Raw genomic sequence first — 15,582 nt, forward strand, 5'->3', positions numbered from 1 at the left:
TCTTTCCGTATTAGGAAGCTCACAGCCTAGGCTCCCCTCTCTGAGAATCGTCAAAAACAACTCATGTCCTCATCATTACTTTTATAAAATATCTTGTCGAAACTTGTTGTTTTTTATTATATGGGCTATTTTTTAAAAAATCAATAGTTTTATTTTTTCTGACAAAAAAATATAGGGAGAAAATTTTTCCTCCCTATAACTGCCCTATTAATATTTCTAATTCCTCAGCTGTAACGCTACGCCATTTTCCCACTTCTAGATTATCTAGCTCTATATTCATAATGCGAATTCGCTTTAGCTTAGTTACAGTAAACCCGAAAGCACGACTCATCCTACGAATTTGTCTGTTCATTCCTTGTGTTAAAACGATGCGAAATGTAGATTGATCCACTCTCGTCACTTTACATGGCTTCGTCATTCCATCTTTAACCTTTACACCGCTGGACATCTCATTAATAAACCAATCTGTAAACGGCTTATCAACAGTAACAACATATTCTTTCTCATGCTCATGATCACCATGTAAAATTTGATGGGCGATTCCGCCGTCATTCGTTAATAAAATAAGTCCTTCCGACGCTTTATCTAATCGTCCAACAGGAAAGATACGCTCTGGATAATTAATATAATCAATAATATTATCTTCAATATGATCGGCTGCTGTACAAGTAATGCCAACTGGTTTATGAAAGGCGATATACACCTTTTCCTTCTCTTCTTTGGCAATAACCTGTCCATCAATCGTTACAACATCACCATCACTCACGAGTACACCGTGCTTACAAATTTCACCGTTAATAGCTACGCTTCCTGCTTTAATAAGGCGGTCTGTTTCGCGTCTTGAGCAAGATTTTGCTGCGCTTATGTATTGGTTGATTTTCATATTTTATTCCTTTTCATATATATTAAAAGCGTCAATCTATGGCAATATCATTATGCCACAATTGACGCTCGTTTACTTCGCAAAAACAACTAAATAAATAACCCCAATCACCAAAAATATTCCACAACAAGCTAACAATACTTTTGCAAGTTTGTCCATAAACATATAATGGTTTCCCCTTTGTTTCGTTGTTTGCTATTTTAATTCGACAACTGTTACGCCTAGGCCTCCCTCGCCCATGTCACCGTAACGGTAATTCTTCACACCGCGATGCTTCTTCAAGTAATCTTGTACACCTTGGCGAAGTGCTCCTGTTCCTTTACCGTGAATGATTGATACACGAGGATAGCTTGCAAGCTGTGCATCGTCTAAATATTTTTCAACGCGCATCATTGCATCTTCATAACGTTCACCGCGAAGATCAAGTTCCAATGAAACGTGGTAATCTCTACCCTTCACACTTGCAACTGCTTTTTTCTCAGTTTGCTTCGGTGTATTAATGTATTCCATATTGGATTCTTTCACTTTCATCTTCAGAATACCAATTTGTACGCTCCACTCTGTATCACTTACCTTTTCAAGTAATTGACCTTTTTGACCGAACGTTAATACTTTTACTTCATCGCCTGCACGTAATTGTTGTTTTGGCGCTGTGTTTTTCACGTTTACTTTTTGTTTCTTCACAAGCTCTGGCGCCGCACCTTCTAGACGGCTCTTCGCTTCAATAAGCTCATGGTCTTTCACGTTTATAAGCTGTGCTTTACGCAATTGACGAAGTTCTTGAATAATGCCTTCTGCTTCTTTCTTTGCAGCTTCGACTTTTTCTTCCCCTTCTTTTTGCGCTTTTAATAATTTTTCATCGCGCTCATCATTAAATTCAATAATTTGACGCTGTAATTCGCGATGTAGTTTTTCAGATTGCTTGCGAAGTGCTTCTGCTTCGTTCCAGTCACGCTCTGCATTCTTTTGACTTTCTTCTAACTTCGCAATCATATTTTCAATTTTGTTTGTATCTGTACTAATGTGGTTACGAGCTTGATCAATCACGCGATCAGATAAGCCAAGGCGCTTCGAAATTTCGAAAGCATTACTACGTCCTGGTACACCGATTAATAATTTATACGTTGGGCTTAACGTATTCACGTCGAACTCAACGCTCGCATTAATAACTTGCTCACGATTATATCCGTATGCTTTTAATTCTGGGTAATGCGTCGTAGCAACAACGCGAGCACCACGATTACATACTTCATCTAAAATTGAAATTGCTAGTGCAGCCCCTTCTTGCGGGTCTGTTCCAGCACCTAATTCATCGAATAAAACTAAGCTTTCAAAATCAGCTTTTTCTAAAATATCAACAATGTTCACCATATGTGAAGAGAACGTACTTAAACTTTGTTCAATCGATTGCTCATCACCGATATCAGCAAAGATATTTTTAAATACACAAATCTCTGACTCATCCATTACTGGAATGTGAAGGCCAGATTGCGCCATTAATACACAAATACCAACTGTTTTCAGCGTAACTGTTTTACCACCTGTATTCGGTCCTGTAATAACAATTGTCGTGAAATCTTTACCTAACATAATGTTATTTGGCACGATAATTTCTGGATCAATAAGCGGATGGCGCGCTTGTCTTAAATCCATATAACGCTCGTTATTTACGATTGGCTTCGTTGCTTTAATACGCTTCGCATAAAAAGCTTTCGCAAAGATGAAGTCAAGATTCGCAACTACTTCTACGTTAGATAAAACGATATCCGCTTCTACTGCCACTTCTTCTGTTAACATCAATAAGATGCGTTCAATTTCTTGTTTTTCTTTCACTCGTGCTTCTTGAAGCGCGTTATTTAATTCTACAATGACTTGCGGTTCAATAAATAACGTTTGCCCAGAAGCTGATTGATCGTGAACAATACCGCCATATACGCCTCGGTATTCTTGTTTTACTGGGATTACGTAACGTTCGTTACGGATCGTTACAATCGCGTCAGATAGCATCTTTTGCGCGTTTGAAGAACGCGTCATATTTTCTAACTTTTCACGAATACGGCTTTCTGCAGTACGAATTTGAGTACGAATACCACGCAGTTTATCACTTGCGCTATCGACTACTTCACCGCCATCACCGATACAATTTGTAATTTTCTTTTCTAAATCATATAAAGACACAATTTGAGCGACATGAGTTGCTAAAATTGGCAACTCGACACCATTATCAACCATATCTTCAATGAAACGTTTCATATTGCGACTACCGTACATTGTATTTGCAATATCAAGTAGTTCATTTGGGCTTAACATACTTCCAATCTTTGCACGCTTCACATTTGAGCGAATATCCGTAATACCACCTAATGGTGCACTACCTTTTAAACGAATGACTTTCGCCGCTTCATCCGTTGTATCTTGCATTTCTACAATTTCTTCAAAATCAGTGCTCGGCACTAAATGCTTCACTTTGTCACGACCAAGTGAAGAGGCTGTATGTTCAAGTAATTGTTCTTTTACTTTATTATATTCTAATACACGCAACGTTCTTTCTAACATGTTGCAGGTCCCCCTTGTGTTACTTATTACGTTTAATATAGTCTAATAAACGTTCAATATCCCACGTGTTAATCACGTTATCTTTTTGAATCCAACCTTTACGTGCTGCCGCTACACCTGTTTCCATATCTTCTAACATTTCAAGCGTATGAGCATCCGTATTAATTGCTACTTTTACACCAGCATCTTGTGCTTGTTTTAATAATTTCGCGCTTAAATCTAGACGGTTTGGATTCGCATTTAATTCTAAAACTGTATTTGTTTCTTTTGCGAGTTCGATTAATAAATCTGTATCCACATCATAGCCTGCGCGGCGTCCAAGAAGACGTCCTGTCGGATGAGCAATCATTGTGACATGCTTATTCTCTAGCGCAGTGCGAAGACGTTTCATAATCGTTTCACGGTCTTGTGAGAAGCTAGAGTGAATCGCTCCAATAACATAATCTAATTCTGCTAATACTTCATCATCAAAATCAAGTGTTGCATCCGGTAAAATATCCATTTCAATCCCGCGTAAAATTGTAATGTCTGGATACTTTTCATTCATGCGTTCAATTTCTTTCGCCTGTTCACGAAGGCGCTCTTTCGTTAAACCGTTCGCTACTTTTAAGTATTGTGAATGGTCGGTAATCGCCATAAACTTATATCCACGAGCACGACATGCCTGTACCATTTCCTCAATTGAAAAAGCACCGTCACTCCATGTTGTATGCATATGTAAATCACCTTGTATATCAGAGAACTGAATTAAGTTTGGATACTCTTTAATTAATTCAATTTCTTTTCCATCTTCACGCACTTCTGGCGGGATAAATGGAAGACCAAAATGAGCGAAGAATTCCTCTTCTGTTTCAAATGTCTTCACTTCACCTGTTTCTAAGTTTTCTACACCGTACTCACTAATTTTCTCGCCTCTATCTTTCGCGATTTGACGCATTTTTACGTTATGGTCTTTTGATCCTGTGAAATGGTGAAGAGTTGTAATAAATTCTTCTGGTTGTACTAAACGGAAATCAATTGAAATATCATATTCATATTGAAGACGAACAGAAACTTTCGTATCTCCACTTGCGATTACCTCAATCATATTATCAAATTGCAGTAAATGCTCACGTACTGCAGCTGGTTCTGTCGTTGCAATGATAAAGTCTAAATCTTTCACTGTTTCACGAACACGGCGCAAACTACCAGCGCGAGAGAAACGAATTACTTCAGCAATATTCGACAATTTCTCCTCTATTTCCCCGGCAATAGGCAATACCATTGCGATTGGTAAACGCTCTGGACGAGATCCTACTTGATCGATTGCTTCTAATATTTTCTCTTCTGTTTTCTTACCGAAACCTGCTAAAGCTTGTACTTTATTTTCCTCACAAACCGCTTTTAGCGATTCCATATCAACAACACCAAGTTCTTTATATAACTTAGCTACCTTTTTACCACCAAGGCCTGGCAATTTTAATAACGGTAATAAGCTACTTGGCACTTCTTGTTCAAGCTCTTGTAACACTTCAGATGTTCCCGATTCTATATATTCTTGAATAACTGCTGCTGTTCCTTTTCCAATGCCCGGAATCTTAGTGAAATCTTCAATCTCAGAAAGACTACGATCATCACTTTCTAGTGCTGCTGCCGCTTTACGAAATGCAGATATTTTAAATGGATTCGCGCCCTTTAGTTCCATAAACAGGCCGATTGTCTCTAATAATTTAATAACTTGTTTTTTATTTACTTTCATCATTACCCCGCCTTTCTTTCATAGAAAAAAACTCCTCTTTCCGAAAAAAGAGAAGTTATACTCTGCTACCTGTCTGCCATAGTTCCTTCACCTTTTCAGAGAGAATCGGTGTATCGTCTACAATTATTTTGCTAATTGATGATTTTTGTAATGGTGTTTGTATTTGTTCAATCGGAAGGATGTTTCCAACGATAATTAAAACAAACAAAATAATATATACTTCTAAAAATCCGAGGATTGCCCCCGCAAACGCATTGACTTGCTTTAAAACCGGTATTTCTGCAAACATATTTAACAAATTACCAAGTAATGAAAGTGCAATTTTTGTAATAATAAACAATATGATAAACGCAAGTGCTTGATAAAATACTGTCTCAATATTATTTGCATCAATCCATTCTGGAACAGATACGTTTTTATCAAATGGATACGGAATAAATTTCGCAAGTGCTGGCGCTAAATCTTTACAGTACCAGTATGCAACAAGGTATGCGATAATAAAGCTTGTTAACTTTACAAGTTGCAGAATAAACCCTCTGCGTAAGCCGAGGAAAAATCCCATAACAAGCAGTAAAATGATAATAATATCAATCATGTTATTCCATTCCTTTTTTTGTCATACTTTCTTTCAATTTCTCATGTTCTTCTTTTAATTTTATGTAATCGTGTATGACGTTTACCGCCGTCAATACCGCTAGTCTACTCGTGTCAAGCGAAGGATTCTTGGCATTGAGTTCGCGCATTTTATCATCCACAATCGCTGCTACCATGCGGATATGACTTGTACTTTCATCGCCAACAACTGAATATTGTTGACCATAGATTTCTACATTAATTCGACTTTTCTTTCCCTTTTGTTGTGACAACTCACCGGCCTCCAATCACGTACAGAATCCTAAAGTTTATCATACCATGAACCATCATATTATGGAAACAGAAAGAACAATCCGATATGATAAAAATAACAATATAAAAAAAGGAGCGACCATCTTGTCAAATTCTATCGTAATACAAACAAGTTCTACAGTAATTGAAGACATGAAACAACAATATAAACAATCGCTTAGCCCGAAAATTCCACAAGGCGGGATCTTCATGGCAAAGGTGCCATCTTGCACGATTACAGCTTATAAATCTGGAAAAGTAATGTTCCAAGGAGGACGTGCTGAAGCAGAAGCTTCTCGTTGGCAATCTGTCTCTCAAACACCGAAAACAGCTGTAAAAAAATCTGTCGATTCACACCGTTATGCACCGCCTGCTTCCATCGGTACAATGTCTATCGTAGGGTCAGATGAAGTTGGTACTGGTGATTTCTTCGGACCGATGACAGTAGTTGCTGTATATGTGGACGCTAAGCAAATTCCACTTTTAAAAGAACTTGGTGTAAAAGACTCTAAAAACTTAAATGACGATCAAATTTCTGCCATTGCGAAACAACTTCTACACGTCGTTCCTTACAGCTCTCTTGTCCTTCATAACGAAAAATATAACGAACTATTTGATAAAGGAAACAACCAAGGTAAGTTAAAAGCTTTACTACATAATAAAGCCATTACAAACTTATTAGCAAAAATCGCACCTACAAAACCTGAAGGCGTCTTAATCGATCAATTCACACAACCTGATACATACTACAAATATTTAGCAAAACAAAAACAGGTACAGCGTGAAAATGTTTACTTCGCAACGAAAGGTGAGAGCGTTCATTTAGCAGTAGCCGCTGCTTCTATTTTAGCTCGTTACTCATTCGTAAAACAGTTTGACGAACTAAGTAAAAAAGCTGGTATGCCACTTCCAAAGGGTGCCGGTAAACAAGTTGATATCGCCGCTGCTAAACTCATTAAGAAGCTCGGAAAAGAAAGATTACCTGAGTTTGTGAAACTGCATTTTGCTAATACAGAAAAGGCGTTTCGCTTATTAAAATAGTATCGACAAAAACAGGAGCCTACAAACTCCTGTTTTTTTGTTTCACCCTACTATTGTCCTTATAATTTTGTTACAATTAAAATATACAGATTATTCTAACATAGGAGAGGATTCCCATTGCTACTTCTACAAATGATTCTAAATATTTTATTAGGTGATCCACACGAAAGACAGTTTGAAATTAGAGAAAACATTCAACTACTAAGTGAACAACCATCGTTCAACAATTTAATAGAGCGATATGGCCGGTCTTTCTTATTAAACTTTCGGATTCGAAGATTTATCGGGAAACACGATGCCCGCTTGTTAATACATAATCCAGCAAAGCTACAACACTTCTGTGAGGAACTTGAATGTATGATTAGAAGAAAAAGATTATTTACATAGGGAGGGAAATCATATGAACGCTTTAAAGGTTAAAAAGTTATTATATGTTTTCGTACATCTCGTTGGTCCGCTTTCTTACCTCACTATTTCTACCATTTGGGGAGCTTTTTTCACTACTAAATCCACATTCGAAAATATATCTGATAATCTTGGTGTGATGGCCATCTACTACGTGCTCATGAGCTTACTATGGTTTTTCTATTTAGATCGATTAGACAAAGATGTAGATAAGATTACAAAAGAGATTAATGATAATAAGGTGTAATACATAAAAAAAAGGAGAGCCACCAAGACTCTCCTTTTTTATGTTAACTTCTTTTCTGCTTCTTATTTGATGAAGATACTTTATGAGAACCTGTTTCATGTGCCGTTGTTCCTTGTCCTTCTACTTCTGGAGAACCAAGGCTTGATCTTGAATGGTCTGTTTTCACTTTTTTACTCATTGCACTCACCCCCCAAGATTACTTTTTACTTAAGGGTAAAAAACTATTCAACATATTAGTCTGAACAGACGCTCACTACTCTGTTACTCTCGTGTCTGTTTTTCACTAATGTCCCATAGACGTTTTGCAACACCCTTATCCAAAGCGGCTTCAGACGTTTTTCCTATTTGCTTATCAGCATAGTAACAGCCACTATGTTCAATAATTCCATTTGATTCTGCTAGCCATATCAAAGTTTCAGCACCTTCCTCGGGCGTACGAGAGAAAGGTTTCATTGCCGCCATAGTTAAGCGAGCAACCAGACCATTGTCCTGGTTAAAATTCGTATTCACTAGCCCCGGATCAAAGCTATAAGCACTAACACCCGTTCCCTCCAATCGCTGTGCCAATTCAGAGGTGAATAAAATGTTAGCTAGTTTTGTTTGCGCATAACGCATTGTAGGACCGCCCATGAACTTCTTAACACCGCGATACAGTTGTTCTGCATCTAGGTCACCGAAATCAATTCCCTTTTTAGCCATTTTGTGACCGTGAGATGCAGTGGTAATGACACGAGCAGGAGCACTTTCTTTTAAACGCTCCAACAACAAATCTATGAGCAAAAATGGTCCTAAATGATTTACCGCCCAGGTCATCTCCAAACCGTCCTCCGTAATTTTCCTTGTTTGAAATAAAGCTCCAGCATTATTCACTAATATATCAATTCTCGGACACCTTTCTAAAATGTCAGTGGCTACCCGGCGTATAGATTGTTGGGAAGCCATATCAGCGAAAAATATATCTACCACTGTATTCCCATTCGTTAGATGTTCAAGTTGAGTCATAACATCATTCGCTTTTGCTTCATTGCGTGCAATGATTCCTAGCTTAGCACCGCGTTCTGCAAATACCTTAGCTGCCGCTAATCCAATACCACTTGTTGCACCAGTGATTACTATATACTTGTCACGCAATGACCACTTTGTATGATTTGAAATTTCTCCCATTGCATCAAAACCCCTTCCCTATAAATGTCGCATTCGCTTTACTTATATATGAAGTGGGAAGAAAACTATGAACAACATCTTTTCCAATTGTGAAATACTTAATAAAATTTGGGTTGTAGTTACACCCTTTCCCAATAAAAAAAGCGAGAGCAGTTGCTCTCGCTTTTTTCATATCTTAAAACTCAGAAGAACCTGGAGTTCTTGGGAATGGAATTACGTCACGGATGTTAGCCATACCAGTGATGTACATTAGGAAGCGCTCGAAACCTAGACCGAATCCAGCGTGTTTTGTACCGCCGTATTTTCTAAGTTCTAAGTACCACCAGTAGTCCTCTTCGTTCATACCTAATTCTTTAATTCTGTCTACTAAAACGTCCATTCTTTCTTCACGTTGACTTCCGCCGATTAATTCGCCGATGCCAGGAACTAGAAGGTCAGTAGCAGCTACTGTTTTTCCATCTTCATTCATACGCATGTAGAACGCTTTAATGTCTTTTGGATAGTCAGTTACGAATACAGGACGTTTGAAGATTTCTTCTGATAAGTATCTTTCGTGCTCTGTTTGTAAGTCAATACCCCATTCTACTGGGTATTTGAAGTCAGCACCTGACTCTTGAAGAACTTTAATTGCTTCTGTATATGTGATACGACCGAAGTCAGAGTTGATTACGTTGTTCATGCGCTCTAGAACTGTTTTATCAACGAAGCTGTTGAAGAATTCCATTTCTTCTGGTGCATGCTCTAGTACGTATTTCATCGCATATTTCAGCATATCTTCTGTAAGATCCATTACATCGCCTAATTCAGCGAATGCAATCTCCGGCTCAACCATCCAGAACTCAGCAGCGTGGCGAGTTGTGTTTGAGTTTTCCGCACGGAATGTAGGTCCGAATGTGTATACGTCACGGAATGCTAAAGCATAAGCTTCAGCGTTCAGCTGTCCACTTACTGTTAAGTTTGTTTCTTTGCCGAAGAAGTCTTTTGATTCATCAACTTGTCCGTCTTCGCCTTTTGGTACGTTGTTTAAATCTTGCGTTGTTACGCGGAACATTTCGCCTGCACCTTCTGTATCACTACCAGTGATGATTGGTGTGTGAACATGTACGAATCCACGCTCTTGGAAGAACTGGTGAATCGCAAATGCTGCGACAGAACGTACACGGAACGTTGCAGAGAATGCATTTGTTCTTGGACGTAAGTGAGCGATTGTACGTAAGTATTCAAAAGTGTGACGTTTCTTTTGAAGTGGGTAATCAGAATCTGATAAGCCCTCGATATCAATTTTTTCTGCTTTAATTTCAAATGGTTGCTTCGCTCCAGGCGTTGCAATTACTTTACCTTCTACTTTAACTGAAGAGCTAAGTGGAAGTTTTGCAATTTCTTTGAAGTTTTCTAACTCTGTATCGAAAACGATTTGAACGCTTTTGAAGAAGCTACCGTCGTTTAATTCGATGAAACCAAATGCTTTTGAATCACGTAAGTTACGAATCCATCCTGATACTTGTACTGTTTGACCTGCGTATTTATCTGTATCTCTATACAGACTTTTTACTAATGTGTTTTCCATAGTGAAATTCTCCTTTGCTGATATATTTAAATACAAAAAAACCTTTCATCCATAAAGGGACGAAAGGTTAAACTTCGCGGTACCACCCAATTTGTCATAAAGACCAACTTTAACTCGTATGTAATACATACTTCCCGGTTTGTAACAGGCCGGATTCCCGTCTAAGTCTACTCTTGAATACAAGATTCAATTTCGGTTAGCAACTCCAAGGTGTTCTTCACATATACCGCCTCATCAGGCTCTCACCGTCCCTGACTCGCTTTGGATTATAGTATATACTACTTTTCCTTATCATCGTCTTTCATTTTGTTAAACTAAAATTAATGTACTACATTCGAGAGAAAGATGCAAGATGCCTTAATATTTATCGGCGATTTTTATCATATATCGACAATCATGTCATAAAAAAATTGCCGGAATTAATCCGGCAATTTCTCATTACTTACGTAACTCCGCACCAAATTTCTCTTCTACCGTTGTTAATACACGGTTATGTGCTTCTGTTACTTCTTCATCTGTTAACGTACGTTCTGCATCGAAGTAAGTCATAGAGAATGCAATTGATTTCTTGCCTTCTTCCATTTTTTCACCTTCGTATAAGTCGAATAGTGTTACGTCTTTCAGAAGTTGTCCGCCAGCTTCAGCAATGACTTGCTTCATTTCACCAGCTTTTGTTTCTTTTGTTACGACAACAGCCATATCACGTGTCATAGATGGGAAACGTGGAATTGCTGCGTAGTAAGTTTCTTCTGCGTCTGCACCAAATACTTTTACAAGAGATAGTTCGAATACGAATGTATTTTTCACATCTAATTGTTTTTCTGCTTCAGGGTGCAATTGACCGATGAAACCAATTACTTCGCCATCTAATACGATGTCAGCTGTACGACCTGGGTGCATACCTTCACGTTTTGCTGGTGCATAAGTGATTTGGTTTGCAACGCCAAGTACGTCGAATAATCCTTCTAGTACACCTTTCACAACGAAGAAGTCTACTACTTTCTTCTCACCTTGCCATGCATGGTGAAGAGCAAGACCTGTCATAACACCTGCAAGATGTTGTTCTTCTTTCGGAAGTTCTCCTGCTTCTGTTGGTAAGAAGATAGAACCTACTTCGTATAAAGCAACGCTATCGTTTTTACGTGCAACATTGTATGAAACTGCTTCTAACAATTGTGGCACTAAGCTTAAACGAAGTTGGCTGCGCTCTTCACTCATTGGAAGTGCAAGATTTACAGGCGCCTTTTCGTTTGGCTCAACCATATATTGTTTCGCTTTGTCAGCACTTGTTAATGAATACGTGATTGCTTCATATAAACCAGCACCTTCTAAGAAGCGACGTACTTTACGACGTTTCGTTTGTGCTGATGTTAATTTACCACGAGTCATTGTTCCAGACGGTAATGTAACTGGAATGTGGTCATAACCGTATAGGCGACCCACTTCTTCTACTAAGTCTTCTGAAATTGTAATATCAGGACGACGTGCTGGTACATTCACATGGAATGTTCCTTCTACTTCTGTGAATGGGAATTTTAAGTTTGTGAACATTGTACCCATTTCACTTGCAGAAATATTTGTACCTAATACACGGTTTACTTTTTCAGCAGTAACAGATACTGTACGCTCTTGTACTTGTAAGTTATCAGCTTCTACTACACCTTCAAGTGCTTCTCCGCCAGCGTATTTCGCCATTAAAGCAGCTGCGTGTTGAATTGCTTCAAATGTACGTGTTGGATCGATTCCTTTTTCAAAACGTGCACTTGATTCACTACGAAGACCTAAGTCTTTTGATGTACGGCGTACTGTTTGACCTGCAAAGTATGCAGACTCGATTAAAACGTTCACTGTCTCATTTGTAACTTCAGAATCCGCTCCGCCCATTACACCAGCAACAGCTAAAGCTTTTGTTCCGTTTGTAATTACAAGGTGGTGTTCTTGTAATGTACGCTCTTGATCATCTAACGTTTCAATTTTTTCGCCTTCTTTTGCAAGACGAACAACGATTTCTTTTGAACCTAATTTATCGTAATCGAATGCATGTAACGGTTGACCGTATTCCATTAAAATGTAGTTTGTAATATCAACTACATTGCTAATTGGACGAATGCCAGCTGCCATAAGGCGCGTTTGCATCCACATTGGTGATGGACCAATCTTTACGTTCTTCACCATTTTTGCAATATATAATGGATTTTCTTCTTTCGCTTCTACACTTACAGAAATGTAATCAGAAGTTTTTTCTGCTGCTTCTTGTAGGCTGATAGCTGGAAGTTTTACTTCACGGCCATAAATAGCAGCGACTTCATATGCAACACCTAACATGTTTAAGCAATCTGCACGGTTTGGTGTTAAACCAAGCTCAAGTACTTCATCGTGTAAGTTTAAAATTTCAAGTGCATCTGCACCAACTTCAGCGTCACTTGGGAAGATGAAGATACCATCTGCATATTCTTTTGAAACTAACTTTCCATCAATACCAAGCTCTTGAAGAGCACAAACCATACCGTGGGAAGCTTCACCACGTAGTTTTGCTTTTTTAATTTTAAAGTTACCAGGAAGTACAGCGCCAACTTTTGCAACTGGTACTTTTAAACCTTTTGCAATGTTAGCAGCTCCACAAATAATTTGAACTGGTTCTTCTTCACCGATATCGATTAAGCATTTGTTTAATTTATCAGCTTCTGGGTGTTTTTCACATTCTAATACGTGACCAACTACAACACCTTTTACACCTTTATTTAATACTTCAACACCTTCTACTTCAATACCACTTTTCGTGATTTTGTCTGCTAGTTCTTGTGCTGTTACATCTTTAATATCTACATACTCTTGTAACCAACGATATGATACGAACATATTTATCCTCTCCTTCCCTTACGCTCGTTTGAATTGTTGTAAGAAACGTACATCATTTGTATAGAAATGACGAATGTCATCTACGCCGTATTTCAACATTGCGATACGCTCTGCGCCCATACCGAATGCGAAACCTTGATATTCTTTTGAATCATAACCAGCCATTTCAAGTACGTTCGGGTGAACCATACCTGCGCCTAAAATTTCGATCCAGCCAGTTCCTTTACAAGTGCCGCAACCTTTGCCGTGACACATCATACAAGAAATATCCATCTCTACAGATGGCTCTGTGAATGGGAAGAAACTTGGACGAAGACGGATTTCACGGTCTTCACCGAACATCTTTTTCACGAATACTTGTAGTGTACCTTTTAAGTCACTCATACGAATGTTTTTATCAATTACAAGACCTTCAATTTGCATGAACTGGTGTGAATGCGTCGCATCATCGTCATCGCGGCGATACACTTTACCAGGACAAATAATTTTAATCGGGCCTTTTTCTTTATTATTTTCCATCGTACGTGCTTGCACAGAAGATGTATGTGTACGTAGTAACGTTTCTTCTGTAATGTAGAATGTATCTTGCATATCACGCGCTGGGTGATCTTTCGGTAAGTTTAATGCTTCGAAGTTGTAGTAGTCTTTTTCTACTTCTGTTCCTTCAGCTACTTCATAACCCATACCGATGAATACATCTTCAATTTGTTCAACAACAGCTGTTAACGGATGGTGACAACCTGTTTCAACAGGACGACCTGGTAGTGTAACATCAATTGTTTCAGTAGCTAATTTCGCTTCAATTACTGCTTTTTCTAAGTTACCAATTTTGTCTTCTAGACGCGTTTGAATCGCTTCACGTACTTCATTTACTAATGCTCCCATACGTGGACGCTCTTCTGCTGATAATTTTCCCATGCCGCGTAATACTTCTGTAATTGGACCTTTTTTTCCTAAGTACGCTACGCGTACGTCGTTTAAGCCTTTTAGCTCTTTCGCTTCTTCAATAAGCTCTAACGCTTTTTGCTTTAGCTCTTTTAAACGTGCTTCCATTTGGAACCCTCCTAATTTTAAAAATAAAAAAACCTCGCTCCCAAAAAGGGACGAGGTAAATTCGCGGTACCACCCTAAATTGACAGAACAAGTCTGCCCACTCATTAGTTATAACGATCAATTCTGACCGGAACGCCTTTACATATATATGGTCCTGGCGTCAACTCCAGAGGTGAATTCACTTCCGTCTACCATAAGAATGCTTTCAGTCTAAGGCATTCTCTCCCTATATGGCGATTTTGTAAGTTACTCTTCTCTATCAACGTTTTTCGTTATTTAACTTTTAATATAATATACTTCAACTTATTATAAGAAGTTTTTTATTTGTTCGCAACTGGGCTTTGCAAATAATACGTTAAAATCCCTGCTGCAACCGCAACATTTAATGATTCTGCCCCGCCGTAAATTGGAATATACAAGTTTTGATCCGTTTTTGCAAGAATTTCTTGGCTTACGCCGCTTCCTTCATTTCCTACAATTAATGCAAAACTACCAGCTGGTGTTACTTCAACGTGCGGAACTCCATTTTCAAGAGCTGTTCCATATACAGGAACGTTTTGTTCTTTTAGCTTGTCTACCCATTCTTCTAAGTTACCTTTTACAACTGGTAAATGGAAAATAGAACCTTGTGTAGAGCGAAGCACTTTACTATTATATGCATCAACGCATCCTTCTCCAAGCACAACGGCATGAATACCAGCTGCATCAGCTGTACGAATAATTGTCCCTAAGTTACCTGGGTCTTGAAGGCCATCTAATAAAAGAAACTTCCCATCAGCAAGAGCTACTTCACTCTCGTGTTTCTCACAAACAGCAAATACGCCTTGCGTCGTTTCTGTTTCGCGAAGTATTTTTACGATTGCTTCAGGTACGATATACATTTCCACATCATTAACTGTCCAATCTTTCGGAAGATCTGTCTGATCAGAAACGATAAGTTCTGTTACAACTCCTGCTTTTAAAGCTTCCTCGACTAAGTGGAATCCTTCTACAAAAAATAAACCTTTTTTATCGCGCTCTTTTTTCGTCTGCAGCTTTTTCCACTGCTTTACACGCGGGTTTTGTACTGAATCAATGTTTTTCATAATATGTATTTCCCTCTCTTCTTGTCTTATCATTATAGCCTATTTTTCATACATATTTACATAAAAAAGAACAAAAACTAACGTCAGTTTCAATTCTGA

14 protein-coding genes and 3 other annotated features (1 of these 17 cut by a window edge) are annotated in these 15,582 nt (G+C 38.4%); of the genes, 3 read left to right on the forward strand and 11 right to left on the reverse strand.

Annotated features, from left to right (window positions below):
- Positions 1-85: a binding site (T-box leader), on the reverse strand; it reaches 166 nt to the left of the window's first position.
- Positions 86-193: 108 nt separating this feature from the next.
- The 5 genes from MHB74_RS22305 to zapA form a co-directional block, all read right to left on the reverse strand.
- Positions 194-883 (reverse strand): 23S rRNA pseudouridine(2604) synthase RluF, encoded by a 690-nt coding sequence (locus tag MHB74_RS22305; protein WP_061677072.1) that lies wholly within the window; start codon positions 881-883, stop codon positions 194-196.
- Between the two features lie 195 nt (positions 884-1,078).
- Positions 1,079-3,439, reverse strand: a complete 2,361-nt coding sequence (locus tag MHB74_RS22310) for an endonuclease MutS2 (RefSeq protein ID WP_061677071.1) — start codon at positions 3,437-3,439, stop codon at positions 1,079-1,081.
- A 19-nt stretch (positions 3,440-3,458) separates the two neighbouring features.
- A complete protein-coding gene (gene polX / locus MHB74_RS22315) occupies positions 3,459-5,177 on the reverse strand; it encodes a DNA polymerase/3'-5' exonuclease PolX (protein ID WP_061677070.1) in 1,719 nt (572 codons plus the stop codon).
- Between the two features lie 55 nt (positions 5,178-5,232).
- Complete coding sequence (locus MHB74_RS22320; RefSeq protein ID WP_000565411.1) at positions 5,233-5,772, reverse strand: CvpA family protein; 540 nt, start codon at positions 5,770-5,772, stop codon at positions 5,233-5,235.
- A gap of 1 nt (position 5,773) precedes the next feature.
- The gene (gene zapA, locus MHB74_RS22325; RefSeq protein ID WP_000082701.1) at positions 5,774-6,043 is read right to left on the reverse strand and encodes a cell division protein ZapA; all 270 of its coding nucleotides are present in this window, start codon (positions 6,041-6,043) and stop codon (positions 5,774-5,776) included.
- 124 nt (positions 6,044-6,167) lie between these two features.
- On the opposite strand from zapA, the gene rnhC reads away from it, so the two are divergent.
- From rnhC to MHB74_RS22340, 3 genes are all read left to right on the forward strand, one after another.
- Entirely contained in the window at positions 6,168-7,103 is a 936-nt protein-coding gene (gene rnhC, locus MHB74_RS22330) for a ribonuclease HIII (RefSeq protein ID WP_061677069.1), read from the forward strand.
- Between the two features lie 117 nt (positions 7,104-7,220).
- A complete protein-coding gene (locus MHB74_RS22335) occupies positions 7,221-7,490 on the forward strand; it encodes a hypothetical protein (RefSeq protein ID WP_061677068.1) in 270 nt (89 codons plus the stop codon).
- A gap of 13 nt (positions 7,491-7,503) precedes the next feature.
- The gene (locus tag MHB74_RS22340; protein WP_061677067.1) at positions 7,504-7,755 is read left to right on the forward strand and encodes a hypothetical protein; all 252 of its coding nucleotides are present in this window, start codon (positions 7,504-7,506) and stop codon (positions 7,753-7,755) included.
- Positions 7,756-7,798: 43 nt separating this feature from the next.
- Here the strand turns inward: MHB74_RS22340 and MHB74_RS22345 are convergent, their stop codons facing one another.
- The 6 genes from MHB74_RS22345 to MHB74_RS22370 form a co-directional block, all read right to left on the reverse strand.
- A complete protein-coding gene (locus tag MHB74_RS22345) occupies positions 7,799-7,933 on the reverse strand; it encodes a YuzL family protein (RefSeq protein WP_061677066.1) in 135 nt (44 codons plus the stop codon).
- Between the two features lie 83 nt (positions 7,934-8,016).
- Positions 8,017-8,919, reverse strand: coding sequence for an SDR family NAD(P)-dependent oxidoreductase (locus MHB74_RS22350; RefSeq protein ID WP_061677065.1), 903 nt, complete (start codon positions 8,917-8,919; stop codon positions 8,017-8,019).
- Between the two features lie 175 nt (positions 8,920-9,094).
- Positions 9,095-10,486, reverse strand: coding sequence for an asparagine--tRNA ligase (asnS, locus tag MHB74_RS22355; protein ID WP_000432171.1), 1,392 nt, complete (start codon positions 10,484-10,486; stop codon positions 9,095-9,097).
- A 52-nt stretch (positions 10,487-10,538) separates the two neighbouring features.
- Positions 10,539-10,790 (reverse strand) — a binding site (T-box leader).
- 134 nt (positions 10,791-10,924) lie between these two features.
- Positions 10,925-13,345, reverse strand: a complete 2,421-nt coding sequence (pheT, locus tag MHB74_RS22360) for a phenylalanine--tRNA ligase subunit beta (protein ID WP_061677064.1) — start codon at positions 13,343-13,345, stop codon at positions 10,925-10,927.
- A gap of 18 nt (positions 13,346-13,363) precedes the next feature.
- Positions 13,364-14,398 carry a phenylalanine--tRNA ligase subunit alpha gene (gene pheS / locus MHB74_RS22365; protein WP_000388220.1) on the reverse strand — a complete coding sequence of 345 codons (1,035 nt, stop codon included), beginning with the start codon at positions 14,396-14,398 and terminating at the stop codon, positions 13,364-13,366.
- A gap of 43 nt (positions 14,399-14,441) precedes the next feature.
- Positions 14,442-14,670, reverse strand: a binding site (T-box leader).
- A 48-nt stretch (positions 14,671-14,718) separates the two neighbouring features.
- Positions 14,719-15,516: a TrmH family RNA methyltransferase gene (locus MHB74_RS22370; protein WP_061677063.1), complete on the reverse strand. Its 798-nt coding sequence runs from the start codon at positions 15,514-15,516 to the stop codon at positions 14,719-14,721.
- Positions 15,517-15,582 lie beyond the last annotated feature (66 nt).

Origin of the sequence: Bacillus sp. FSL K6-0069, from assembly GCF_038007785.1 — a bacterium.
Lineage (GTDB): Bacteria > Bacillota > Bacilli > Bacillales > Bacillaceae_G > Bacillus_A > Bacillus_A mobilis.

Bases quoted from the DNA above. Each gene is read 5' to 3' on its own strand.
- polX (WP_061677070.1), bottom strand. From the start codon at position 5,177: ATGAAAGTAAATAAAAAACAAGTTATTAAATTATTAGAGACAATCGGC.
- MHB74_RS22305 (WP_061677072.1), bottom strand. From the start codon at position 883: ATGAAAATCAACCAATACATAAGCGCAGCAAAATCTTGCTCAAGACGC.
- pheS (WP_000388220.1), bottom strand. From the start codon at position 14,398: ATGGAAGCACGTTTAAAAGAGCTAAAGCAAAAAGCGTTAGAGCTTATT.
- asnS (WP_000432171.1), bottom strand. From the start codon at position 10,486: ATGGAAAACACATTAGTAAAAAGTCTGTATAGAGATACAGATAAATAC.
- MHB74_RS22310 (WP_061677071.1), bottom strand. From the start codon at position 3,439: ATGTTAGAAAGAACGTTGCGTGTATTAGAATATAATAAAGTAAAAGAA.
- MHB74_RS22320 (WP_000565411.1), bottom strand. From the start codon at position 5,772: ATGATTGATATTATTATCATTTTACTGCTTGTTATGGGATTTTTCCTC.
- pheT (WP_061677064.1), bottom strand. From the start codon at position 13,345: ATGTTCGTATCATATCGTTGGTTACAAGAGTATGTAGATATTAAAGAT.
- MHB74_RS22345 (WP_061677066.1), bottom strand. From the start codon at position 7,933: ATGAGTAAAAAAGTGAAAACAGACCATTCAAGATCAAGCCTTGGTTCT.
- MHB74_RS22350 (WP_061677065.1), bottom strand. From the start codon at position 8,919: ATGGGAGAAATTTCAAATCATACAAAGTGGTCATTGCGTGACAAGTAT.
- MHB74_RS22340 (WP_061677067.1), top strand. From the start codon at position 7,504: ATGAACGCTTTAAAGGTTAAAAAGTTATTATATGTTTTCGTACATCTC.
- MHB74_RS22370 (WP_061677063.1), bottom strand. From the start codon at position 15,516: ATGATAAGACAAGAAGAGAGGGAAATACATATTATGAAAAACATTGAT.